The following is a 21,211-nucleotide window of genomic DNA, read 5'->3' as shown; positions in this document are numbered from 1 at the left end:
ATATTCTAATCATTTCATATCAAGCAACAATATATTTGAACTTGATCAACATTTACTACCCAAAAATACCTCACAAACTTCTGATATTTCTTACATTGTAGTAAAGATTTTTTGGTGCATAAGAAAATTGATGATTATTTTGAACTTTTTTTCGTAAACTTTACTTTACATTGTGCGCGGTGGTTAACGGGTGGTTTTTATTTGCATTTATTTGCAAAAACTGATTGCAAGTCTACGCCTAAGCCGATAAGTTACTTAGACGCTAGACAGAAAATGACCACAGCCCTTGATGCTGCTCGCTTTGTGAACAATGTTGCAATGAGTTCAGTTGGTGAAAATGGGGTCGGAAATAAAACCAGGAAGTAGAAGTAATGTTTCAAACTGATGATGTAAGAATAAATAGAGTAAAAGAGTTATTGCCACCTGTTGCAGTATTAGAGAAGTTCCCAGCGACTGAAACCGCTTCTTCGACCACTTTTGATTGCCGTAACGCCATTCACAATATTCTTGAAGGAAAAGACGATCGATTACTCGTGATCGTTGGCCCGTGTTCTATTCACGATCCGGCTGCCGCGGTTGAGTACGGTAAAAAGCTAAAAGTACTACGTGATGAACTGGGCGAGCAGCTTGAGGTTGTTATGCGAGTTTATTTTGAAAAGCCGCGTACGACCGTTGGTTGGAAAGGCCTTATCAATGACCCTTACTTAAATGACACCTATAAGCTAAATGATGGTCTACGTATCGGACGTAAACTTCTTCTTGATCTAACCGATATGGGCTTGCCAACGGCAAGTGAATTCTTAGATATGATCACACCTCAGTACGTGGCGGATTTGATCAGTTGGGGCGCTATCGGTGCTCGTACGACAGAATCTCAGGTTCACCGCGAGCTAGCTTCTGGTCTTTCTTGTCCTGTAGGTTTCAAAAACGGTACAGACGGGAATATTAAAATAGCGAGCGACGCGATTCGTTCTGCAAGCGCTTCCCATCACTTCCTTTCAGTAACAAAATACGGTCATTCCGCGATCGTAGAAACCGCTGGTAATCCAGACTGCCATATTATTCTACGTGGCGGTAAAGAACCAAACTACAGTGCAGCACATGTAGCTCAAATTAAAGATGAGCTGGACACTGCAGGTCTACCGAAAAAAGTGATGATTGATTTTAGCCATGCTAACAGCTCGAAGCAGTTCAAGCGTCAAATGCTGGTGTCTGATGATGTATCCGAGCAAATCTCTGCTGGCGAAGAAGCCATTTTTGGAGTGATGATCGAGTCTCATTTAGTTGAAGGTCGCCAAGACTTAGTGGATGGTAAAGCAGCCACTTATGGTCAGTCGATTACTGATGCATGTATTGGTTGGGAAGATACGGAAACGGTACTTCGTCAGCTTTCTGATGCAGTAAAAGCGCGCCGCAACAAGTAAACTCAACAGAAAAACTTTTTTTAAAAGTGAATAGTGAAGAGCCAGAGGTACTATGCCTCTGGCTCTTTTTGTTGAGAATTACTCTCATATCTTTCTATTGCTTCTGCTTTCCTATATGTTATCTGTATACGTTGTAACCAAAAGGAATTTGGAATTGAATCGTAATGTATGGCTTCTATCCCTCTGCCAAGCCTTATTAATGACAGGGAATATTTTACTCATATCTGTTATTGCCCTTATTGGCAAAACACTTGCGCCGTCATCAAGTTTTATCACATTACCAGTTGCACTGCAGTTTTTGGGACTGATGGCCGCGACAATTCCCGCGTCGCTAATTATGGGCAAGTTAGGGCGTCGCCTTGGTTTTAGCCTTGGTAATGTCATTGGCATTTTGGGTGCTAGTCTAGCGACGTATGCATTAAGTCAACAAAACTTCTATCTGTTCTGCATGTCTACGTTTTTGCTTGGTGTTGGTATAGGTTTCGGTACTCTATACAGGTTTGCTGCCATTGAAGTGTGTGAAGAGTCGGCAAGGCATAGGGCGATTTCGATATCTATGGCGGGTGGGGTGTTAGCGGCGATCCTTGGACCTAATTTGGCGGTGTACTCACAGCAGTGGTCAGGTGATGGCTTATACATTAGTGCATTTGCTGTGCTTGTCGTGCTTTATATAACCGCGTTGGTTGTGCTACAAACCATTCGTTTTCCACCTGCACACACGCAGGCGCTACACGCTAAGGCGGATAAGCTGAGACTGATTATTCGTCGACCTAATTTCATGCTGGCCGTTATCGCGGCAATGGTTGCGTACGCGGTGATGAACATTTTAATGACAGCAACTCCTTTAGCGATGATTGGTTGTGGCTTTGATTTTGATAAAGCGGCGGGAGTGATCGAATGGCACGTGTTGGGTATGTTTGCACCTGCGTTTGTCACGGGCCGTCTGATAGAGCGGTTTGGCGCTAAGAATATGATTTTGGCGGGTGGATTGCTATTTGTTGCTTGTATTGGAATTAATATACATGGAGTGTCTATCTGGCATTTTAGTCTTGCTTTAATCCTGTTAGGAATAGGGTGGAACTTTATGTTTATCGCAGCAACCGGGCTGTTTAGTCAAAGCTATGAAGCGAAAAACAGAAGCAAGGCTCAAGCGTTTAATGAATTCTTCGTGTTCAGTTGTGTCACCATCACCGCATTACTATCTGGTTGGCTTGAGTCTACCGTAGGTTGGCAGAATCTTAATTTGTATGTTCTTCCATTTGTGTTACTCGTTATCGCGATGTTTGCGTTAAAAACGAATAAAAAGCCAGAATCACAAACCGCTTAATTAAGGCTTAATATATAACCCGGCCGATCGTGTCGGGTTTGTTTATTAGCTCAAATCAACAATCTCTTCTTTATGTTTTTATCGATAATGTGAATTCCCACAATAAAAATGTCGATTTGATAAGACTTTTTATCTAACTTTTTGTAATAAAAATAAAAATCCTGTATATATCTTGCCGAAAATCAATAAAAACTAAAGAAGTTTCGTCTATGTCAGCCAATATTTCTCATAAAGCTCAAGAAACTCTCGTGAGGGAGTCTGAGGAACTCGTCTCAACAACGAACTTACAAGGTGTTATTACATATTGTAATGAAGCCTTTTGCCGCGTTGCTGAATACACTCACGAAGAACTTGTCGGTCAGAACCACAATATAGTTCGTCATAATGATATGCCTAAAGCCGCTTTCGGTGACATGTGGGCACGCCTTAAACAAGGTAAAGCCTGGCGTGGAATGGTTAAGAATGCCACTAAGTCTGGCGGTTACTATTGGGTTGATGCTTATGTCACCCCTATCTACGAAGACAACCATGTTGTTGGGTATCAATCAGTGCGCGTGAAACCAAAGCGAGAGTGGGTTGATATTGCGACAAAAGCCTACAAAAGCATGCGTGCTGCAGAGAAGTCTGGTCGAACTTGGTCGTTGAAAATCAATGAAACCATTCGCTATGCGATTCTACTTGGTGCACTAACCGCACCTGCAACCGCATATGCGTTGTCTGTTGAAGGGCCGTTGGCTTGGCTTGCAAGTGCGTTACCTGCAAGTGTTCTGGCTCTGTTATTCCGCCAAGAGTTAATTGATACACCTCAGCAACTTAAAAAGTTACAAAAGCAATATGACAGCGTAAGTCGCTTGATCTATTCCGGTAACACGGCATTTTCGATTGCCGATTTCCATATCAAAATGCTATCCGCAAGAATTCGAACCGTGTTAGGAAGAATGACTGACTCCGCATTGCCTTTGCAGCATTGCGCCGAAGAGCTCAGTCAAACAACGGCAGAAGTCTCGGCTGCATTAAATCAGCAAAATACCGATATTCATCGTGTGCGAGATGCTACCCAAGAGGTGGAGTCGTCGGCAAATTCGGTTTCTTCGAGTACCAATGATGCCCATATGTTGATTGATGATACATTGAAGTCATGCTTGATGGCGAAGGAGACCATTGATCAAACGCACACCAATCTAGCGCAATTAAGCCTTCAAGCTGAAAAAGCGACGGAAACGACGTATCAACTGAGTGATCAGGCGCAGAAGGTGAACCATTTGATGGAAGAGATTGGTGGGATCGCAGAGCAAACCAATTTACTGGCACTTAACGCGGCGATTGAAGCAGCAAGGGCAGGGGAGCAAGGTCGTGGTTTTGCTGTTGTAGCTGATGAGGTCCGCGCGCTTTCTGGGCGTACATCCAATGCAACTGAACAAATCCAAGCTTCTATCTCCACTATGTTGGCAACGATTCAAAGTTGGCAGAAAGATATTCTGGCAAACAAAGAGCAAACCGATGCCTGTTCTCAAGTAGCAGAACAAAGCGCGTTGCGTTTGTCTGAAGTTGAACAGATGATGCAAACCATGAGTGGGCTGATGGTTGATGTAGCAGAAGCGGCGAATAACCAGTTAAAGCTATCTAGTGATGTAAACCAGCACATTCATTCTATCGCTTCGACCGCAGAACAAAACTTGGCAGCAACACATTCAGTTGAGCAAAATAGCCGACAGTTGAAAGACCAAGTACAAGATTTCTATCAGCTCGCACTTCGATTTGAAGACAAATAGTCGTAACGAAAGTTGTGATGTTTATGCCCTGGCTGCGTTTATGCGAATAGGAGCCAGATAAAGAAAGCCCCGCCATTGCTGGTGGGGCTTTTCAGTTTTCACATTCGCAATAGAGAAAACTGACTATCTTTTTACTGCAATTACGCGAGTAGCTCTTTTGCTGTGTTCACTACGTTTTCAGTTGTGAAACCAAACATTTTGAATAGTTCGCCAGCTGGTGCAGATTCACCGAATGAAGTCATACCGATGATGCGACCGTCAAAGCCTACGTACTTGTACCAGAAGTCAGCAATACCTGCTTCAATTGCGATACGTGCTGTTACGTCTGATGGCAGTACAGCTTCACGGTAAGCGGCGTCTTGTTTGTCAAATGCGTCTGTTGATGGCATTGAAACAACGCGTACTTTCTTACCTTCAGCAGTTAGCTGTGCTGCTGCTTCTACTGCTAGTTCAACTTCAGAACCTGTTGCGATAAGGATTAGCTCAGGCTTGCCTTCGCAATCTTTCAGAATGTAAGCACCTTTCGCGATGTCTGCTACTTGTTCTGCTGTGCGCTCTTGTTGCGCAAGGTTTTGACGAGAGAAGATAAGTGCTGTCGGTGCATCTTTACGTTCAATCGCTAGTTTCCAAGCTACAGCGGACTCAACTTGGTCACATGGACGCCATGTGCTCATGTTTGGTGTTAGGCGTAGCGATGCCATTTGCTCAACTGGTTGGTGAGTTGGACCATCTTCGCCAAGACCGATAGAGTCATGCGTGTACACTTGGATGTTCTGAATTTTCATCAGCGCAGCCATACGCATTGCGTTACGTGCGTACTCCATGAACATTAGGAATGTTGCGCCGTAAGGAACGAAACCACCGTGTAGCGCGATACCGTTCATGATCGCTGTCATACCGAATTCACGTACGCCGTAGTGGATGTAGTTACCAGAGAAGTCGCTTGCTTCTAGAGACTTAGAACCAGACCACATTGTTAGGTTAGAAGGTGCTAGGTCAGCAGAGCCACCCATGAACTCTGGTAGTAGAGCACCAAATGCTTCTAGAGCATTTTGAGACGCTTTACGTGATGCAATGTTTGCTGGGTTAGCTTGAAGATCAGCAATGATTTGGCTTGCTTTCTCTTCCCACTGTGCAGGAAGCTCACCGTTTACGCGGCGTTTAAATTCAGCTGCCAGCTCAGGGTACGCTGCTTCATAAGCTGCAAATTTCTCGTTCCACGCTGCTTCCTTAGCTGCGCCTGTTTCTTTCGCTGACCATTCTGCGTAGACTTCTTGCGGAATTTCAAAAGGACCGTGCTCCCAACCTAGTTCTTTGCGTGTTGCTGCGATTTCTTCTGCACCTAGTGGCGCACCGTGACAATCGTGTGAACCAGATTTGTTTGGTGAACCAAAACCGATGATAGTCTTAGTACAGATTAGAGTAGGGCGAGGATCCGCTTTTGCAGCTTCAATTGCTGCGTTGATTGCGTCAGCATCGTGACCATCGACTGCAGGGATTACGTGCCAACCGTAAGCTTCGAAACGCTTAGGTGTGTCGTCAGAGAACCAACCTTCAACGTGACCGTCGATAGAGATGCCGTTGTCATCCCAGAATGCGATCAGCTTGCCTAGACCAAGAGTACCTGCAAGAGAACATGCCTCGTGCGAAATACCTTCCATCAGACAGCCGTCGCCCATGAACACGTAAGTGAAGTGGTCAACGATGTCGTGGCCTTCTTTGTTGAATTGCGCTGCTAGCGCTTTTTCAGCTAGAGCCATACCAACCGCGTTAGTGATGCCTTGACCTAGCGGACCCGTTGTGGTCTCGATACCTGGCGCGTAACCATACTCTGGGTGACCAGGAGTTTTAGAGTGAAGCTGACGGAAGTTTTTCAGATCGTCGATAGACAACTCGTAACCTGCAAGGTGCAGTAGAGAGTAAATCAGCATTGAGCCGTGGCCGTTAGACAGTACGAAACGGTCGCGGTCTGCCCACTCAGGGTTTGATGGGTTGTGGTTTAGATGAGAGCGCCAAAGAACTTCAGCGATGTCAGCCATACCCATAGGTGCACCTGGGTGACCAGAGTTAGCTTGTTGAACACCATCCATGCTTAGCGCACGGATTGCATTTGCTAGATGTTTACGATCCATAGTGATTACTTCTCGATATTTGATTTAAATAGAGGGAACTCGCCGAAACAAGTTCAAATAGAGTTTTTTGAAAATAGTGCTGATGGTAAAAGCGAGTAGACGGGCTACTCGCTTTTGGTAAGCAATTAAAGCTTAGCTTCGATCATCGCTTCTAGTTTGCCTTGGTCAACGGCGAAGTTGCGGATACCTTCAGCCAGCTTCTCAACAGCCATTGGGTCTTGGTTATGTTCCCATAGGAACTCAGCGTGAGTCATTGGTGCTGGACGCTCAGCTGCGCCTTTAGAATCAACTAGTTTCTCAACTACTTCACCTTCAGCTGCTTCTAGTTCTGCAAGTAGAGCAGGAGCGATAGTTAGACGGTCACAACCAGCTAGTTCTAAGATCTCACCGATGTTACGGAAGCTTGCGCCCATAACTACAGTTTTGTAGCCGTATTCTTTGTAGTAGTTGTAGATCTTAGTTACAGACAGTACGCCTGGATCTTCTTGAGCTTCGAAGTCACGGCCTTCTTTCGCTTTGTACCAGTCCATGATACGACCAACGAATGGCGAGATTAGGAATACACCCGCTTCTGCACAAGCACGTGCTTGAGCGAACGAGAATAGAAGCGTTAGGTTACAGTTGATGCCTTCTTTTTCTAGGATCTCAGCTGCGCGAATGCCTTCCCAAGTTGAAGCCAGTTTGATAAGGATACGGTCGTTAGTGATGCCAGCATCGTTGTACATTTTCACTAGTTGACGAGCTTTCGCTACGCTGCCTTCCATATCGTAAGATAGACGAGCGTCTACTTCTGTAGAGATACGACCTGGGATAGTTTTTAGGATTTCTTTACCGATGTTTACTGCAAGCATGTCACAAGTATCTTGAACTTGTTGAGCTTTGTCGTTGCTCTGTGCTTTAGCGTATTCGATTGAAGCATCGATTAGAGGTGCGTACTCTGCGATTTGAGCGGCTTTAAGGATAAGAGAAGGGTTAGTTGTTGCGTCTTCTGGCTGATACTTTTTAATTGCATCAATCTCGCCAGTGTCTGCTACTACAGTCGTTAGTTTACGAAGTTGCTCTAACTTGTTGCTCATAATCGATCATCCTATTTAAATGGGCTTAAGCGTGATTTTTGTTATCACAGCTTGTGCATTTGCAAGCGAGTTAGCTAACCGTCTCATCGCATTTAATGAGACATCTGCTCAGCCAACTACGGAAAATTTCGTTACCGAACAAATGCTATGAACATTTGATCGATAGCTGAGTAAATGATGTGTCCATATTTATCCTATCTATGCTGAAAGTCAATCGCTGAAATGGACTTATAGTGAACTTCATCAACGTTTTTTTACTGTGTGTTTAGTGGTTAACCCAAATAAACGTTTGCCCTTATTGTTCAAAGCTTGAGCGTTGTCCAAGAGGGTAAAAAATTGTAGTGAGAAAATGTTATTGCGATGAGCAAATGTAGCGTTTAAATTGATAAAGAACATATGCTAAGTCAATGAGCATATGTTCACTTATTGCATACAATATCGATCCTCTTAAAGGGCGAGAGAAACCATGAGCAGTTCTAATCAAGATATTTCCATTGAAAACACGGATTTGTTGACAGAGATTTCCGTCGCGTATTATCAAGACGGTGCGACTCAGGAAGAGATATCGAGAAAATTTGCCATATCACGCGCAAAGGTCGGGCGAATGCTCAAGCAGGCGCGTGATGAAGGCATTGTTGAAATTACCGTTAAATACCATCCGGTGTTCAGCGCCAAGATTGAACAACGTTTGATCGAGCGATTCGGCGTTAAGCGCGCGCTTGTTGCTCTTGATCAACCGAATGAAGAAGCGCAACGACTACAGGTATCGGGATTGGTGTCCAATTATCTCACTAGCACGCTCAAAAACGGCATGGTGGTGACGGTCGGACAAGGGCGCAACGTGTCGTCTGTCGCTCACCATATTGGTGTTATTACGCCGCGTGATTGTAAATTTGTGTGTGGCATTGGTGGTATTCATCCGCGTGGCGGTATGTATAACGCCGACCATATTTGTCGTCAGTTGGCGAAGAAATATGGGGGGACCTCTGAAACACTTTATGCGCCGGCTTACGCAGAAAACAGAGAACAGAAGTTGGCCTTTATGCAAAATGCAACCGTGAAACAAACGCTCGACCTAGCACGTAAAGCCGATGTCGCTTTGGTTGGTATTGGTGACATGAGCGAAAACAGTTACATGGTCGACTTAGGTTGGTTTACGCCTGATGAAGTGGTTCAGTCGAGACTTCAACAAGGTGTGGTAGGGGATTTTGCAGGTTATGACTTCTTTGATATTCACGGTAATGTAGCGAACACGGTAATGAGTGACCGAGTAATTGGACTTGGTATTGAAGAGTTTCGGCCGATCTCGGAAGTCATTGCGATCGCAGCTGAGAACAGCAAGCCACTCGCTCTACTCGGAGCATTAAGAACTGGAGCGATAGACGTGATCGCCACGAGCGTTAGCAACGCATTAACCGTGCTCAACTTAGATGAGCAAATGCACGGCAACGCGACATCTGAACGCTAACGGAAATAGTCGGCTTTTGATGTAGTCAGGCTATGAGGGGTGACAAATCACTCATAGCCAGTTTCTATTTCGAAATGACAAGTTTGGTTTAGAAGCTGCGTTTAGTATATTGGAACACATCATCTTTAGATAAACGTAAGATACTTTGTTAAACAGACACTTGTCTTAACGCTCGATAGGTAGAGAGTGGTCTGCACCCCATTCGGTCCAAGAACCGTCGTACACCGACAGATTGTCCAGACCAATTTGATACGCCGCGAGTAATAAAATGCATGCGGTCACACCGGAGCCGCAACTAAAAATAATTGAAGTGTCACTATCTATCGTTAGTGCGCTAAATATCTGTTGCAACTCTGAATTTGGTTTAATGTGACCGTTGGTTAAGAGTTCTTGAAACGGTAAGCAAACCGAATTTGGAATGTGCCCACTACGTAGACCTTCTCGTGGCTCAGGCACTTCACCAAGGAAGCGTGCTTTGGCTCTGGCATCGATGATATTTGCACTTTTATTGGTGGAATGAGCAAGAACATCTTGTGCACTCAAAAAGGCATTTTGATTGAGCTTACCCGCAAAGTTACCTTTTTCGCTTGGTTGCGATAGGGCACTTTCGACAGGAAATCCGGCTTCAATCCAAGCAGGAAGACCGCCGTTTAAGACTCGAACATTATCATGTCCCATAGCTTTGAACATCCACCAAGCTCTTGGCGCGGCTAAAGTGCCAGAGTTGTCGTAAACCACAATCAAATCTTCGTTGTTCAAACCGAGTTGTTTCGCACTTTGGTTGAAGCCTTCTTCTGTTGGCATCATATGCGGCAGAGAAGAACCGGGTAAGCAAAAGTCATTGTCGTAATCAAAGCGTAAAGTATTTGGAATCCACTTATCTTGAATCTTTTTGCCTTCAGAAGGGATTTGAAACGCAATACTAGCGTCGAGGAGCTTGACGTTAGGTTGGCCGAGAAGGCTATTGAGTTCATCAGTACTAATCAGTGCTTGCATTGTCTTTAGTTTGCTAGGTGGATAATCTTACTGTTTTACAACAAAAAAATCGCATGTTCAAAAGAACGATGCGATTTTTAAGTTAAAGATTGAAGATTTGTTCTGAAAGACAGCTTTCGATTTACCCAGTTACATGGTCCAAGTGTTGTCTCCAGAAGTAATCACTTTCTGAATTGGGTCACTACCGTCATAGAACCAAATTTCAACAAGTAGGCTACCTTGGCTATCAGAAACATTAAAGTCGACATTTGCTGTACCATTGTTGAGTGGAACCGATGCGACTTTGCTTGGGTATTTTGCATCGTAGTTACCTGAACTGTTCTCGACAAACTCTTTGTACACGCTTAGGTGTGCTCGTTGTGAAGAGAAACCACTGATGTCTACATTGAGCGTACCTTCCGTCACTGGGTTGTAGCTAAAGCCATCTGGTACTACTAGATCCTGCATGGTTGCATCTTCCACTGTTACCGTTGTCTCTTCTTCAGTTGTTTCTTCCTGTTGGGTAGTCTCTTCCTCTGCAATGGTGGTTTGGGTTGGTGAAGGTGGTGTACTGTTACCACCTCCGCCGCCACCGCCTCCGCCACAAGCTGTTAGTGCTAATCCCATGATGATTGTGATAAGTGCTTTCATAATGTTATCTCCCTATGGAATGTAGCATTTGTTAGGTGTTGGAGCGGTGTGCCAATCTGTGCTTAGTTCGCCACCAGACTCAGCCCAAGTTTGGAATTGAGGGTATGCATCGACCATGTCTACACGCTCTAGCGGCCAATCCCAATCTTCTACTATCAACAGTGCCCAAGGTAAGTTGTTTGCTGTTTTGAAGTACACACCTTGTGCAGGGTCACTTGCATCGACGCCGACACCGAAGAGGTTTTGGTCATCAAACTGTTCTGTTGGTGCTTGGTCTGCTAAGTGAACCTCCCATTTACGACCTGGTTGGAAGGTAATCCCGTCACCATGGTAAGTCCCCGGCGTTGCGAAGATGAACGGGTCGTATGGCATGGCTTGAATGGCTGAACGGTCAGAGCCTTCGGTGAAGTACACATTCAAGGTAAAGGTGAGTGAAACGTTATCATCACAGCCAGACTCGGTACGGAAGTAGCTACAGCTGCTAGCCGCGTGTGTGCTTAAGTCTTCACTGATGATGAAAATTGCTTCATCAGAAATACTTTCCAAACCATTAGATGCTTGTTCTACACCATTGAAGGATAGCGTTGTTAATCCGTTTTCAATCGAGCTTCTCAATACACCCGGTAGTCGGATTGCGAAGCCATTTTTGTAACTTGCGCCGTAGGCCGCTAGGTCACCTGTAATCTGGATATTCTCAACATGACCAGCAAGACTGGTTTCAGTGATGCGGAATTTCACGACCACATCGTTCATGTCGTAGTCTGCGGTGTATGGCCAGTTATCTTCGTAAGCCACGGTGGCGTAATCTTCTGCACTCGGGAAATACTCCACTGAGTAACCATTACCAGTGATGGTAATTGGGTAATCTTCCACCTCACCAGACGTCGAACCACCATCGTAGTTTAATCCGGTTTGTTGGCTAAAGCGGAATCGGCTCCAGCTAGACCCTTCCGTTGCAGCGGTTGAAACTACAAACGGTAGGGGATTATTACCCGCAGACAGTAATTGGTCGGTAAAGACTTGCTCACCTTCATCATCAAAGTCACCATCGCGGTTCCAGTCAAACCATGCTGATAGGTAGCCAGAAGTAGAAGCTGTCACATTCACAATTGAGCTTAAGCCTGGATCAAGTGCGGATACAAAACCAACACCATCTTCATCGGCTGTGCCCACAGAGTTATCGTTTGCCTGTCCGTCGGCATCACCATCTGGAGCAACAGAGCCAAGCCAAGTTGCACCGTCCACTTCGTGGCGAGGACCGTTTGACGCAAGCGTGGTGTGGTAGCTGTCTGGAGCATCACCAAAATCAATTGGCTCGTCTTCGTTAATCACCGGAGCATTTGCACAACGTGCACCGTCATTTTGGCTTGAGCTTGGACCGTTGGATACAAACTCAACCGCAGGAACGATACCTGCTGCGATATTGGCTGCGTTACCTTCCGAAAGGTCAACGCGATAGATTTTGCCATCTTGGTTACGTGACACGTAGTAGTTGCCGTTTACATCGAAGTAGCCAGCACCAAATGTGCCTTTCTCACCTGTGTCACCTATCGCAGTTGCGCTACCATTTGATGGGTTGAACTGATATAGCACACCAGAGTTGTTGTCGATGCCGTAAAGGGAGCCATCACCTGGATGGAATGCAAAGTCGGTTAGGTTCACAGTCGCTGTTGAGCTGATTTTCACGATGCTCAATGTCGCATTTGGATCAGAATCGAGCGGAGAAAGGTCAATGGAGAAAAGTCCTTTGCCTTTGCGGTACAAGTAGTAGACGTGGTTGTAAACGTCACCTACGTAAAACGTGTGGTCGGTAGGAAGACCCGAAACATCAAGTGTCTCTGCTTGGAAGTCTTGACCAAGACGAACAATCTTTTTGTTTGTGGTGTCGTAGCCGTAGATATAACGGTCAGTGAAGTTAAAGCCTACACCGTTGATGCCCGAAGCCAAACCTGTGTCGTCCTCTAAAAGAGTCGTAGAGCCTGTAACCAAATTGACGCCATAGATTTGAACCGGGGTTGATTGGAACAGGTATGCTTGGCTTGGGCACGTATCAAATGCCGCCGCTTGTGCGTAAGCGCTCGCTATTAGAGACCCAAGTAGTAGTGATGTCCTTTTCATAATTCGCCCTCTCATTGGTTCGTGATATATGCAATGGAAGGAATGTGCCAACTTTTAACTTGTTGAATTTTATGGAGTTAATATTTGTAAGAAGAAGGGTTTTAAATCTGATTGTCAAAATGAGAAAAAAGCCCAACATCGAGTTGGGCTTTTTGGGAATGATTAGAGGTTTAGAGCTAACTACAAACCGGGCAGGTGGGCATTTTCATCAGATTCATTTCTCGCCAAGACATACTGAGCGCGTCCAAAATCAGAATTTTACCTTTCTTAGGTTGACCGTAATCAGCAATCACTTTGATCGCTTCCATCGCTTGTACCGCGCCAACAATACCTACAACAGGCGCCATGACTCCGGCTTCGACACAACTTAACGCACCGCTGCCGAAGAGGGCACTTAAGCACTGGTAACATGGTTGCGCTGGGTCATCATAAGTAAACACACTCACTTGACCTTCCATGCGAATGGCCGCGCCTGAAATTAGCGGTGTTTTGGTGGCAAAACATAGGCGGTTAAGTTGATTGCGCGTATCGACGTTATCTGATGCATCGACAACAATAGTGTGTTGCTTAATCAGGCTTTCTAACGTTGTATCATCAAGACGTTTTGCGATGGTATCTACGATAATGTGCGGGTTAAGTTCGCGTAGTGCATCGGCCGCCGAGTCTACCTTCTTACGACCAATATCCGCATCGTGGTGTAGCACTTGGCGCTGAAGGTTAGACAGCTCGACGATATCATCATCAATCAGCGTGATTTTACCGACACCAGCCGTTGCCAAATATTGGCTTGATGCGCAGCCTAAACCGCCAGCACCAAGCATTAATACCGATGCTTGTTTGAGTGCTTCTTGCCCTTCAAAGTCAAACTGACGAAGAATGATTTGGCGGTTGTAACGCAGCATTTCCTGATCGGAAAGAATATCCACAACGTCTTCCTAGTAAAGGGTTGAGTTGAATAGTTGAATCTGAACCGTTTCGCCCACTTCAACTCGGCCGCGTTCACGTTCCAATACAACAAAACAGTTCGCTAGGCTCATTGAGCGGAATGCTCCAGAGCTTTGGTTACCCGTTGTTTCAACCACAAACTTGCCATCTTCTAATGTGTAGATACCACGTTGGTAATCGGTACGACCTGGCGCTTTCTTAAAGGCGGTTTTGGTTGTTGCAGGAATAGACTCGGGTGCTTTCCATTCGGTGTGGCCTGCAAGTTTTGCCAGCATTGGTTGAACAAGCACGTACATAGTAAGAACTGCAGAAACAGGGTTACCCGGCAGACCACAGAACCAAGCTGTACTTAGCTTACCAAATGCGAAAGGTTTACCCGGCTTGATTGCTAGCTTCCAGAAACCGATTTCACCAAGTTCTTCAAGAATGTCTTTGGTGTAATCCGCTTCGCCTACACTGACACCGCCTGAGGTCACAACCGCATCTGCCAATGTCTGCGCTTGTTCAAAGGTTGCTTTTAGAGTCTCTGGGCAATCTGGAATGATGCCAAGATCAACGGCTTCACAACCGAAGTTCTCGATAAGCGGTTTAATACCGTAACGGTTGCTGTCGTAGATCTGACCTTCGTCTAGCGGCTCGCCCAGTGGTTTAAGTTCATCACCTGTAGAGAAGAAAGCAACTTTTGGTTTACGTACTACTGTCACGTGGCTAACACCTAGAGACGCAATCATCGGAATATCGCGAGGTGTTAAACGTGCGCCTTTTGCCAGTACGATGTCACCTTGTTTGATGTCGTCACCTGTTGGGCGGATGTTGTTTTGTGGCTTCACGTCGGTTTGGTTGAACTGAATGCCAGCATCTGTTACTTCAGTGTTTTCTTGCATGATAACGGCATCACAACCCTGTGGGATTTTTGCGCCAGTCATGATGCGAACACAGGTACCTTGAGGCCATTCACCTTCAAAAGGTTGTCCTGCAAATGATTTACCTGCCAGAGGCAATACAGAAGATGACTCAAGATCTTGAATGCGAATAGCGTAGCCATCCATTGCTGAGTTATCGAATGGCGGTACGTGAATAGGAGACAGGATGTCTTCTGCCAGTACAAAACCGAGTGCTTCAGCAAGTGGAAGAGAAAGCGTTGTTTGGATAGGTTTGATTCGCGATAGCATTTTGTCCATCGCTTCTTCAATTGGCATCAAGCCAGGTGCGTCGCAGCAGCCCATTGAGAAAATCCTGTGTTCTTTTGTTTTGTGGCAACTTTACCATAAAAGGGGACTGAGTAAGAATGTCCACCTATAAAATATGGGTGTAATTATTCAAAAATCCGAGTATCCTTGTCAGCCATCCAAAAGGGGTAAAAAACCTGCGGAGCTCAAGAAAATCAGCTCAGTACCTTCATCTGATGTGACTTGGTGTAAAGACACGAACTGAGCAACTCAAAGCGAAAAGTATGAATGCAATTTTGATTGGGTTTGTACGAAGGCTGAAGTAAAACAAAAGAGGAAGTGGAATGTCAGGTCTTAGCGAGTCAGCGAAGTTAGTAAAAGAAGCGCTAGAGCAACGCGGTTTGGAAACGCCAATGCGTCCAAACAACGTAAGTCGTGAAGAGAAGAAAGAGAAGATCGAACACCACATGCGTGAGATCTTAGGTCTACTTCAACTTGACCTCACTGACGATAGCCTAGAAGAAACCCCTCACCGCATTGCTAAGATGTACGTTGACGAAATCTTCTCTGGTCTGGATTACTCCAACTTTCCTAAAATCACGGTGATTGAGAACAAGATGAACGTGAGCGAGATGGTTCGCGTGAAGGACATCACGGTGACCAGCACTTGTGAACACCACCTTGTGACCATCGATGGCAAGGCTGCTGTGGCTTACATTCCACGTGGCAAGATCATTGGCCTGTCAAAGATCAACCGTATCGTTCGCTTCTTTGCGCAGCGTCCACAAGTTCAAGAACGCATGACTCAGCAAATTCTTGTTGCACTTCAAACGCTGCTTGAGTCCGATGATGTGGCAGTGACGATTGACGCAACACACTACTGCGTGAAATCTCGCGGTGTGATGGATGCAACCAGCGAAACGACAACAACTGCATTGGGTGGCATCTTCAAGAGCAACCCAGCAACGCGTGCCGAATTTCTGCACGGTTTACGCTAGGTAACCAAGTACTATTCTAAGAGGATGGCAAACGCCATCCTTTTTTTATGCTTGTTTAGAAAATGACTTCATGATTTCTGGCCAATACATTTTGACGTAACCTGCCGATACCCAAACAACCAATACAGTCGCGATACTGAGCTCTAGAAAACCAAAGTCGTGTAGCCAGTGCCAGTGAGGGTGCGATTCGGCAAAAAAAGAGGTTAAGCGATGCATTGCGATAGCGCTGATCACGGAAGGAAAGGTTACTGCCGCGATAGAAGGTTGAAACTTCAAGCGAAGTAAGCGGAAGTAACATAAGTAGATCAATAAAGTCATAGTGATGGCGATCCCGGCCAATGCGCCTGTCAGTATCGGATCAGGTAAGGGAAAGTTCACCAAGTATGCTGCTAATGACAAGTTTACCGGCGCGGCCATAATCGCGAGGGTCGGTCTTGCTCGCCTTGGTAGAGAGCCGAAAAACACCAAACGATACAACACGAGTGGCAGCATGAAGAAATAAATGCCGATGCACATCATCGCTAACGTTTCGGAAAATAAGTTGTGACCTAGTTGAGAACCGGCTAGTGAACTACTGATCAGCCCCACCGGATAAAGAAACCAACTCGGTACGATATTGGACATTTTGAAGTTCATTAGCTGAAAGCTAAAAAACAGCACCATCATAGTAAAATGCAGCAAAAGCGCCATAAACCAAAGTGGATAAGCGATGATAGGCGCTACAGCGGCAAGGTAATCTGCAAGGATCAGTAACGCCATACTCATTGGTGCCATTAAACTACCACTCAGCGGGTGACGAATGTCGACCATGAATAATCGTGGATTAGCGGCATATTTTATGAGTACAGGGGCGAGTAAAAGTGCGCCGAGTGACGCCAAAAATGGACGTATCGGTTCACCAATCTCAGGAACATAGAGTGCCCAAGCTTGCCCTAAACCTATCATACCTAGTGCCAACGCGGCTTGAGACGGCGGGACACTATAAAACTGCACAAGTCTTCTCCAGTTCAAATCTACTCCATTTGATTTTTGCCTGAATGAAACGAAACATGACGATTTGGATGAAATGCTCTATTTAAGTAGCGAATACTAACAAGTATGGAGAGGGGTTTCTCATGAAAGGTGGTGAGCAAATATCAGAGAATGATAATTTTGTGAGTTTGGTATCGAATATTTGGGAAAAGATGTAAAAATGCAGAGTTTATCGCTCCAAACCCTTCGATAGTCTGGAGCGAAGTGATAACAAAGAGAATGTTATGTTGATTGATTCTCCGGTAGATCCTGCTGGCGTAACTTTTCGTTTTTGATTGTACGATGCAGCAGCTGGCTGTAAATAGGTTGTCCACCCAACAATTGAGCAATAATCACAGCGCCCAAACAAGTAATGATCAATGGCAGGATTAAGTAGTAGTTATTCGTCATTTCAATCACTAACAGAATACCAGTAATCGGTGCACGTACCGTTGCAGCAAACAGGGCACCCATGCCCGCAATCGCAAATACACCAGGCTCGATATCAAGCGCAGGGAGCAAGACATCAGCACTTGCTCCGAACGCATAGCCAAATAAGGTTCCCAGAGCAAGCATAGGTGCAAAGATGCCTCCCGGCGCACCAGAACCAAAACAGAGCAGGGTTGTAATTACGCGACCAAAGAAAAGCAAAACTAAAATAGATACCGAGTAGTTACCGTTAGTAATGTCAGGAATAAGGCCGATACCACCACCAGTTAGTTGGGGAACGTACAAAAGAAGCAAGCCAAACACGCCTCCCAGTAACGAACCTACAATCAAGTAGCGCTTACGATCGTTTTTGTGAATTGCGACAAAACTGTCTTGTGCCACGGTAATTAGTTTATTGAAGATCACGCCAAACACGCCAAACAATGCGCCAAGCAATAAAAACAGCCATAGGGTTTGAAGCTCTGGCGACTGGTATTGCGGCATAGTGATAACGGCGTCTTGCCCGTTAATGGCGCGAAACACTATGTTCGCCATAATGGCAGAAATGATCACTGCGCGAATTGAGATCAAAGAGTAGCGAAACTGAGGTCGCATTTCCTCCACAACGAACATAATGCCTGCGAGAGGGGCATTAAAAGCCGCAGCCAAACCGCCAGCAGCACCAGAAGCGAGCAGGGAGTGGCGGGTATCGTCATCCTTTACGCGGAATATATCGGTCACCATTCGACCAACAGCGCCCCCCATTTGAACGGTTGGGCCTTCACGACCCAGCACCATACCTGAGCCAAGTGCGCCCATGCCGCCGAAGAATTTTACTGGTAGAACTCGCCACCAGCGCACTGGACGAATATTATCCATTGCCCCTTCGATTTCAGGAATACCAGAGCCTGCCGCTTCTGGCGCAAAGCGGTGCACAAGAAAATAGCCAATAAAAGCTAAAAGTGCGCTAATGAGAACCGCTGCCAGCCACAATGGTAGAACATTACCAATTTCGCTTCTTAACCATTCTGTTCGTGTTTCAGAAACGAAATGAACGGCAAGCTCGAAATACGTACCGACAAAACCAGCCAACGTACCCACAATGGCGGCCATAATGAGAACAGAAAATGGTGTTGACCCTCGAGAGACAAACTGGTTAATCGCATCTTTCGGTACGTGCGCCAACACAGATTTCACAATTCTCTCGCGTTTGGTCATTAAAAAGCTCTCCTGTTGCTGGGGGGAAGGGACGAAAGAAAGTATACGCTTCGCAGAGTCTAGACCTAATCAATAAAGATGCAATTTAGCTTTTCACTATTGAGTGTTCGAAGTGTCGCGATATTATTCATTCACTCAGATTGTGCTATTGCTCTCATAATTTAGGATAAAAAACTTGTTTTTTGAGAAAAATGAACCATGCTTTAAATGTAAAGCAACATGACTGCTTCAGAAGGAGGGATGTGAGGTTTTACACACAATTTGGATGGATTCAAACCCTACGGTAAGTCCTCGTTTTATGTTCGGGATGCATCAATAGACATCGCCGATTCGCACACTCACGATTGAGTAACGAGGTAGAGGCGCACGCACATGTGCGCCTTCTTAATTTCTGCGTTATAACTTTCATCACCACCTGCCACTATTTTTCTCTTGAACATTTTCTTGCAGTTAGTAATGTCTTGGTTCGATGTCAACCAACTAGAGCAGTGCATGCGCTTTTATCTCCGACTCTTACTTTCTTTATGTTGTTGTTCGGTAACGTTTCCGGCACTTTCAACGCCGAGCTGGTGGCAAGACACGTTGTCAGCAATGCCATATTCCAATCTAAAAGAACGTATAGAAAAAAGTGGAAGCTGGTATGGTTGCGAAGTGCAGTTGCGAGACAACTCAACGTTTATCAGCGCATTTTGTTTGGATGATTTTTCGTACTACCAGCAGCACTTGTATGGTGAAGTGGTTTTGAGAAGAGAAAGTGCTCAGTTCTCGTTTCTCACTGAATACGAGTGGCAGCGTCTGAATGACTTACTTCTCAACTTAAGAAAGGATGGGTTAGTTTTACGCAGAGTTACTATCGGACAAGAACACTATGATGTCGTTGAAGCTCTGGAAAAGAAATCTTCCGAGCTTGTCGATAAAGAAGTTATTTTGTTGATGAACCGCTATCCACAAGAAACGATTCGAAGTTTGCTTTGGGTAAAACCGGACGAGTTTCTGACGCCATCACCGTCCTTAAATGTGCAATTGCGCAGTGATGGCGAAATTATCGAGGTCAAAGTGACTCGTTTTTAGATTCTTTATGGAGAGATAGGAAGGTCGCCATTGCAGACTCATCCAAAAAACCATCCGATTTTTTGTGAGCGCGCAGGTATTGATAGCCTGCGATTAGCTTGCGGTGTATCTCTTCTGCATCGTCTGACAACGGCTGATTCATAACGTGTTGAAAGGCAAGTTTGTACGCATCCATATCCACGACTTCAGCACGGCGATATAAATAACCACATCCCGTTGCTAACCATTCAAGAGAGCAATTGGCGCGCATTGCAATTTGATTTGCTTTAGTTAGGCTAGGTTCACTGCCTTTAAGGTATTTGCGTATTAAAGCTTCAGACACATCGACGCGTCGAGCGAACCCGCTGATGCTTTCTTCTCCGATCAGGGTGGCTAGGCGTTGGGCAAAAGACATATTTCGTACTCCAGTTCGAATTGCGAAAGTTTACCCGTTGAGCCGGTACGAAAACAAGACTACGATGAATGCAGATCAATTGAAGGAGAAAACCCATGGTTGCAAAAGTAGTAACTGCACCAAAAGGCCCAGAGTTCTCAGAGCTGGTTCAAGGATATTGGCGTGCAGTTGAGTGGGGAATGACGGCTCAAGAGCGTTTGTCATTTCTTAAGCAACACATTGAGTTAGGCATTACGACAGTCGATCACGCCGACATCTACGGTAATTACGAGTGTGAGGCGTTGTTTGGTGAAGCGTTAGCTTTAGACAAGAGTGTTCGTGAGCAAATTCAGATCGTGACGAAATGCGACATCAATTTGTGTGGCGATAAAACGCCAGAGCGTAAGATCAATCACTACGACACGAGCTCAGCACATATCTACCAATCGGTGAATAACTCGCTAGAACGTTTGAATGTGGATGAAATCGACGTACTTTTAATTCATCGTCCTGACGTGTTAATGGATGCGGACGAGGTTGCAGAAGCATTTTCTGAGCTTCACAAAGTCGGCAAAGTGAAGCACTTTGGCGTGTCTAACTTCACTCCACGCCAGTTTGAACTGCTGCAATCTCGCTTAGGTAAGCCGTTGGTTACTAACCAAGTGGAAATCAACCCACTTAACTTTGAGGTTGCTCACGATGGAACGCTTGACCAAATGCAAATGTTGCGTACGCGACCAATGGCTTGGTCTTGCCTCGGTGGAGGTTCAATTTTTAGTGGTGACAGTGAGCAAGCTGTTCGTGTCCGTAACGAATTAGAAGCAATTCGTGAAGAAGTGGGCGCAGCGAGTATTGACCAAGTAATTTATGCCTGGGTACGTCGTTTGCCATCTAACCCTATTCCAATCATTGGCTCTGGTAAAATCGAGCGTGTGCAAACTGCAGTTAATGCATTGAACATCGAACTTACTCGAGAGCAATGGTATCGCGTATGGGTGGCTTCTAAAGGTCATGGTGTGCCATAGAATTGATATCTTATCGATGAAATTGTTAT

The 21,211-nt window shown here is 45.4% G+C and carries 17 protein-coding genes; 7 read left to right on the top strand and 10 right to left on the bottom strand.

Annotation, left to right across the window (positions count from 1 at the left end):
• The first annotated feature begins 371 nt into the window (after positions 1 to 371).
• From aroG to R7127_RS02115, 3 genes are all read left to right on the top strand, one after another.
• Positions 372 to 1,424: a 3-deoxy-7-phosphoheptulonate synthase AroG gene (aroG, locus tag R7127_RS02125; RefSeq protein ID WP_017635200.1), complete on the top strand. Its 1,053-nt coding sequence runs from the start codon at positions 372 to 374 to the stop codon at positions 1,422 to 1,424.
• Positions 1,425 to 1,578: 154 nt separating this feature from the next.
• Complete coding sequence (locus R7127_RS02120; RefSeq protein ID WP_025767923.1) at positions 1,579 to 2,751, top strand: MFS transporter; 1,173 nt, start codon at positions 1,579 to 1,581, stop codon at positions 2,749 to 2,751.
• A 209-nt stretch (positions 2,752 to 2,960) separates the two neighbouring features.
• Entirely contained in the window at positions 2,961 to 4,523 is a 1,563-nt protein-coding gene (locus tag R7127_RS02115; RefSeq protein ID WP_005389027.1) for a methyl-accepting chemotaxis protein, read from the top strand.
• A gap of 140 nt (positions 4,524 to 4,663) precedes the next feature.
• On the opposite strand, the gene tkt is transcribed toward R7127_RS02115, so the two are convergent.
• Positions 4,664 to 6,655 (bottom strand): transketolase, encoded by a 1,992-nt coding sequence (gene tkt, locus R7127_RS02110; RefSeq protein ID WP_042522667.1) that lies wholly within the window; start codon positions 6,653 to 6,655, stop codon positions 4,664 to 4,666.
• A 125-nt stretch (positions 6,656 to 6,780) separates the two neighbouring features.
• On the bottom strand, positions 6,781 to 7,731 hold the full coding sequence (gene tal, locus R7127_RS02105) for a transaldolase (protein ID WP_005373488.1): 951 nt from the start codon (positions 7,729 to 7,731) through the stop codon (positions 6,781 to 6,783).
• Positions 7,732 to 8,197: 466 nt separating this feature from the next.
• On the opposite strand from tal, the gene R7127_RS02100 reads away from it, so the two are divergent.
• Complete coding sequence (locus tag R7127_RS02100) at positions 8,198 to 9,199, top strand: sugar-binding transcriptional regulator (RefSeq protein WP_005387670.1); 1,002 nt, start codon at positions 8,198 to 8,200, stop codon at positions 9,197 to 9,199.
• Positions 9,200 to 9,364: 165 nt separating this feature from the next.
• Here the strand turns inward: R7127_RS02100 and R7127_RS02095 are convergent, their stop codons facing one another.
• From R7127_RS02095 to moeA, 5 genes are all read right to left on the bottom strand, one after another.
• Positions 9,365 to 10,195, bottom strand: a complete 831-nt coding sequence (locus R7127_RS02095) for a sulfurtransferase (RefSeq protein ID WP_042522665.1) — start codon at positions 10,193 to 10,195, stop codon at positions 9,365 to 9,367.
• Between the two features lie 129 nt (positions 10,196 to 10,324).
• Complete coding sequence (locus tag R7127_RS02090) at positions 10,325 to 10,825, bottom strand: hypothetical protein (protein WP_130546363.1); 501 nt, start codon at positions 10,823 to 10,825, stop codon at positions 10,325 to 10,327.
• Between the two features lie 12 nt (positions 10,826 to 10,837).
• Positions 10,838 to 12,943 carry an LruC domain-containing protein gene (locus R7127_RS02085; protein WP_172563736.1) on the bottom strand — a complete coding sequence of 702 codons (2,106 nt, stop codon included), beginning with the start codon at positions 12,941 to 12,943 and terminating at the stop codon, positions 10,838 to 10,840.
• Positions 12,944 to 13,119: 176 nt separating this feature from the next.
• Positions 13,120 to 13,869, bottom strand: a complete 750-nt coding sequence (gene moeB / locus R7127_RS02080; protein ID WP_172563737.1) for a molybdopterin-synthase adenylyltransferase MoeB — start codon at positions 13,867 to 13,869, stop codon at positions 13,120 to 13,122.
• 9 nt (positions 13,870 to 13,878) lie between these two features.
• On the bottom strand, positions 13,879 to 15,114 hold the full coding sequence (moeA, locus tag R7127_RS02075) for a molybdopterin molybdotransferase MoeA (protein WP_172563738.1): 1,236 nt from the start codon (positions 15,112 to 15,114) through the stop codon (positions 13,879 to 13,881).
• A gap of 287 nt (positions 15,115 to 15,401) precedes the next feature.
• Between moeA and folE the strand changes: the two genes are divergently transcribed.
• A complete protein-coding gene (folE, locus tag R7127_RS02070; RefSeq protein WP_005373478.1) occupies positions 15,402 to 16,055 on the top strand; it encodes a GTP cyclohydrolase I FolE in 654 nt (217 codons plus the stop codon).
• Positions 16,056 to 16,100: 45 nt separating this feature from the next.
• On the opposite strand, the gene R7127_RS02065 is transcribed toward folE, so the two are convergent.
• Complete coding sequence (locus R7127_RS02065) at positions 16,101 to 17,048, bottom strand: TDT family transporter (protein ID WP_005373475.1); 948 nt, start codon at positions 17,046 to 17,048, stop codon at positions 16,101 to 16,103.
• Between the two features lie 261 nt (positions 17,049 to 17,309).
• A complete protein-coding gene (gene clcA / locus R7127_RS02060; RefSeq protein WP_005373473.1) occupies positions 17,310 to 18,713 on the bottom strand; it encodes a H(+)/Cl(-) exchange transporter ClcA in 1,404 nt (467 codons plus the stop codon).
• Positions 18,714 to 19,169: 456 nt separating this feature from the next.
• Here clcA and R7127_RS02055 point away from each other — a divergent pair, with 456 nt between their 5' ends.
• Complete coding sequence (locus tag R7127_RS02055; RefSeq protein ID WP_080659228.1) at positions 19,170 to 19,784, top strand: hypothetical protein; 615 nt, start codon at positions 19,170 to 19,172, stop codon at positions 19,782 to 19,784.
• On the opposite strand, the gene R7127_RS02050 is transcribed toward R7127_RS02055, so the two are convergent.
• Entirely contained in the window at positions 19,765 to 20,178 is a 414-nt protein-coding gene (locus R7127_RS02050) for a helix-turn-helix domain-containing protein (RefSeq protein ID WP_005373470.1), read from the bottom strand. The genes R7127_RS02055 and R7127_RS02050 overlap by 20 nt on opposite strands.
• A gap of 95 nt (positions 20,179 to 20,273) precedes the next feature.
• On the opposite strand from R7127_RS02050, the gene R7127_RS02045 reads away from it, so the two are divergent.
• Positions 20,274 to 21,182: an aldo/keto reductase gene (locus R7127_RS02045; RefSeq protein ID WP_005387688.1), complete on the top strand. Its 909-nt coding sequence runs from the start codon at positions 20,274 to 20,276 to the stop codon at positions 21,180 to 21,182.
• The last annotated feature ends 29 nt before the right edge of the window (positions 21,183 to 21,211 follow it).

Source organism: Vibrio sp. 1159 (genome assembly GCF_033340395.1).
Lineage (GTDB): Bacteria > Pseudomonadota > Gammaproteobacteria > Enterobacterales > Vibrionaceae > Vibrio > Vibrio alginolyticus.
This window is presented reverse-complemented; position numbering and strand designations above follow the sequence as displayed.

What these genes read in the sequence shown, in the direction of transcription:
- aroG (WP_017635200.1), top strand. Translation starts at nt 372, where the DNA reads ATGTTTCAAACTGATGATGTAAGAATAAATAGAGTAAAAGAGTTATTG.
- tal (WP_005373488.1), bottom strand. Translation starts at nt 7,731, where the DNA reads ATGAGCAACAAGTTAGAGCAACTTCGTAAACTAACGACTGTAGTAGCA.
- folE (WP_005373478.1), top strand. Translation starts at nt 15,402, where the DNA reads ATGTCAGGTCTTAGCGAGTCAGCGAAGTTAGTAAAAGAAGCGCTAGAG.
- R7127_RS02055 (WP_080659228.1), top strand. Translation starts at nt 19,170, where the DNA reads ATGTCTTGGTTCGATGTCAACCAACTAGAGCAGTGCATGCGCTTTTAT.
- tkt (WP_042522667.1), bottom strand. Translation starts at nt 6,655, where the DNA reads ATGGATCGTAAACATCTAGCAAATGCAATCCGTGCGCTAAGCATGGAT.
- R7127_RS02050 (WP_005373470.1), bottom strand. Translation starts at nt 20,178, where the DNA reads ATGTCTTTTGCCCAACGCCTAGCCACCCTGATCGGAGAAGAAAGCATC.
- R7127_RS02090 (WP_130546363.1), bottom strand. Translation starts at nt 10,825, where the DNA reads ATGAAAGCACTTATCACAATCATCATGGGATTAGCACTAACAGCTTGT.
- R7127_RS02100 (WP_005387670.1), top strand. Translation starts at nt 8,198, where the DNA reads ATGAGCAGTTCTAATCAAGATATTTCCATTGAAAACACGGATTTGTTG.
- R7127_RS02045 (WP_005387688.1), top strand. Translation starts at nt 20,274, where the DNA reads ATGGTTGCAAAAGTAGTAACTGCACCAAAAGGCCCAGAGTTCTCAGAG.
- R7127_RS02115 (WP_005389027.1), top strand. Translation starts at nt 2,961, where the DNA reads ATGTCAGCCAATATTTCTCATAAAGCTCAAGAAACTCTCGTGAGGGAG.
- clcA (WP_005373473.1), bottom strand. Translation starts at nt 18,713, where the DNA reads ATGACCAAACGCGAGAGAATTGTGAAATCTGTGTTGGCGCACGTACCG.
- moeA (WP_172563738.1), bottom strand. Translation starts at nt 15,114, where the DNA reads ATGGGCTGCTGCGACGCACCTGGCTTGATGCCAATTGAAGAAGCGATG.
- R7127_RS02085 (WP_172563736.1), bottom strand. Translation starts at nt 12,943, where the DNA reads ATGAAAAGGACATCACTACTACTTGGGTCTCTAATAGCGAGCGCTTAC.
- R7127_RS02095 (WP_042522665.1), bottom strand. Translation starts at nt 10,195, where the DNA reads ATGCAAGCACTGATTAGTACTGATGAACTCAATAGCCTTCTCGGCCAA.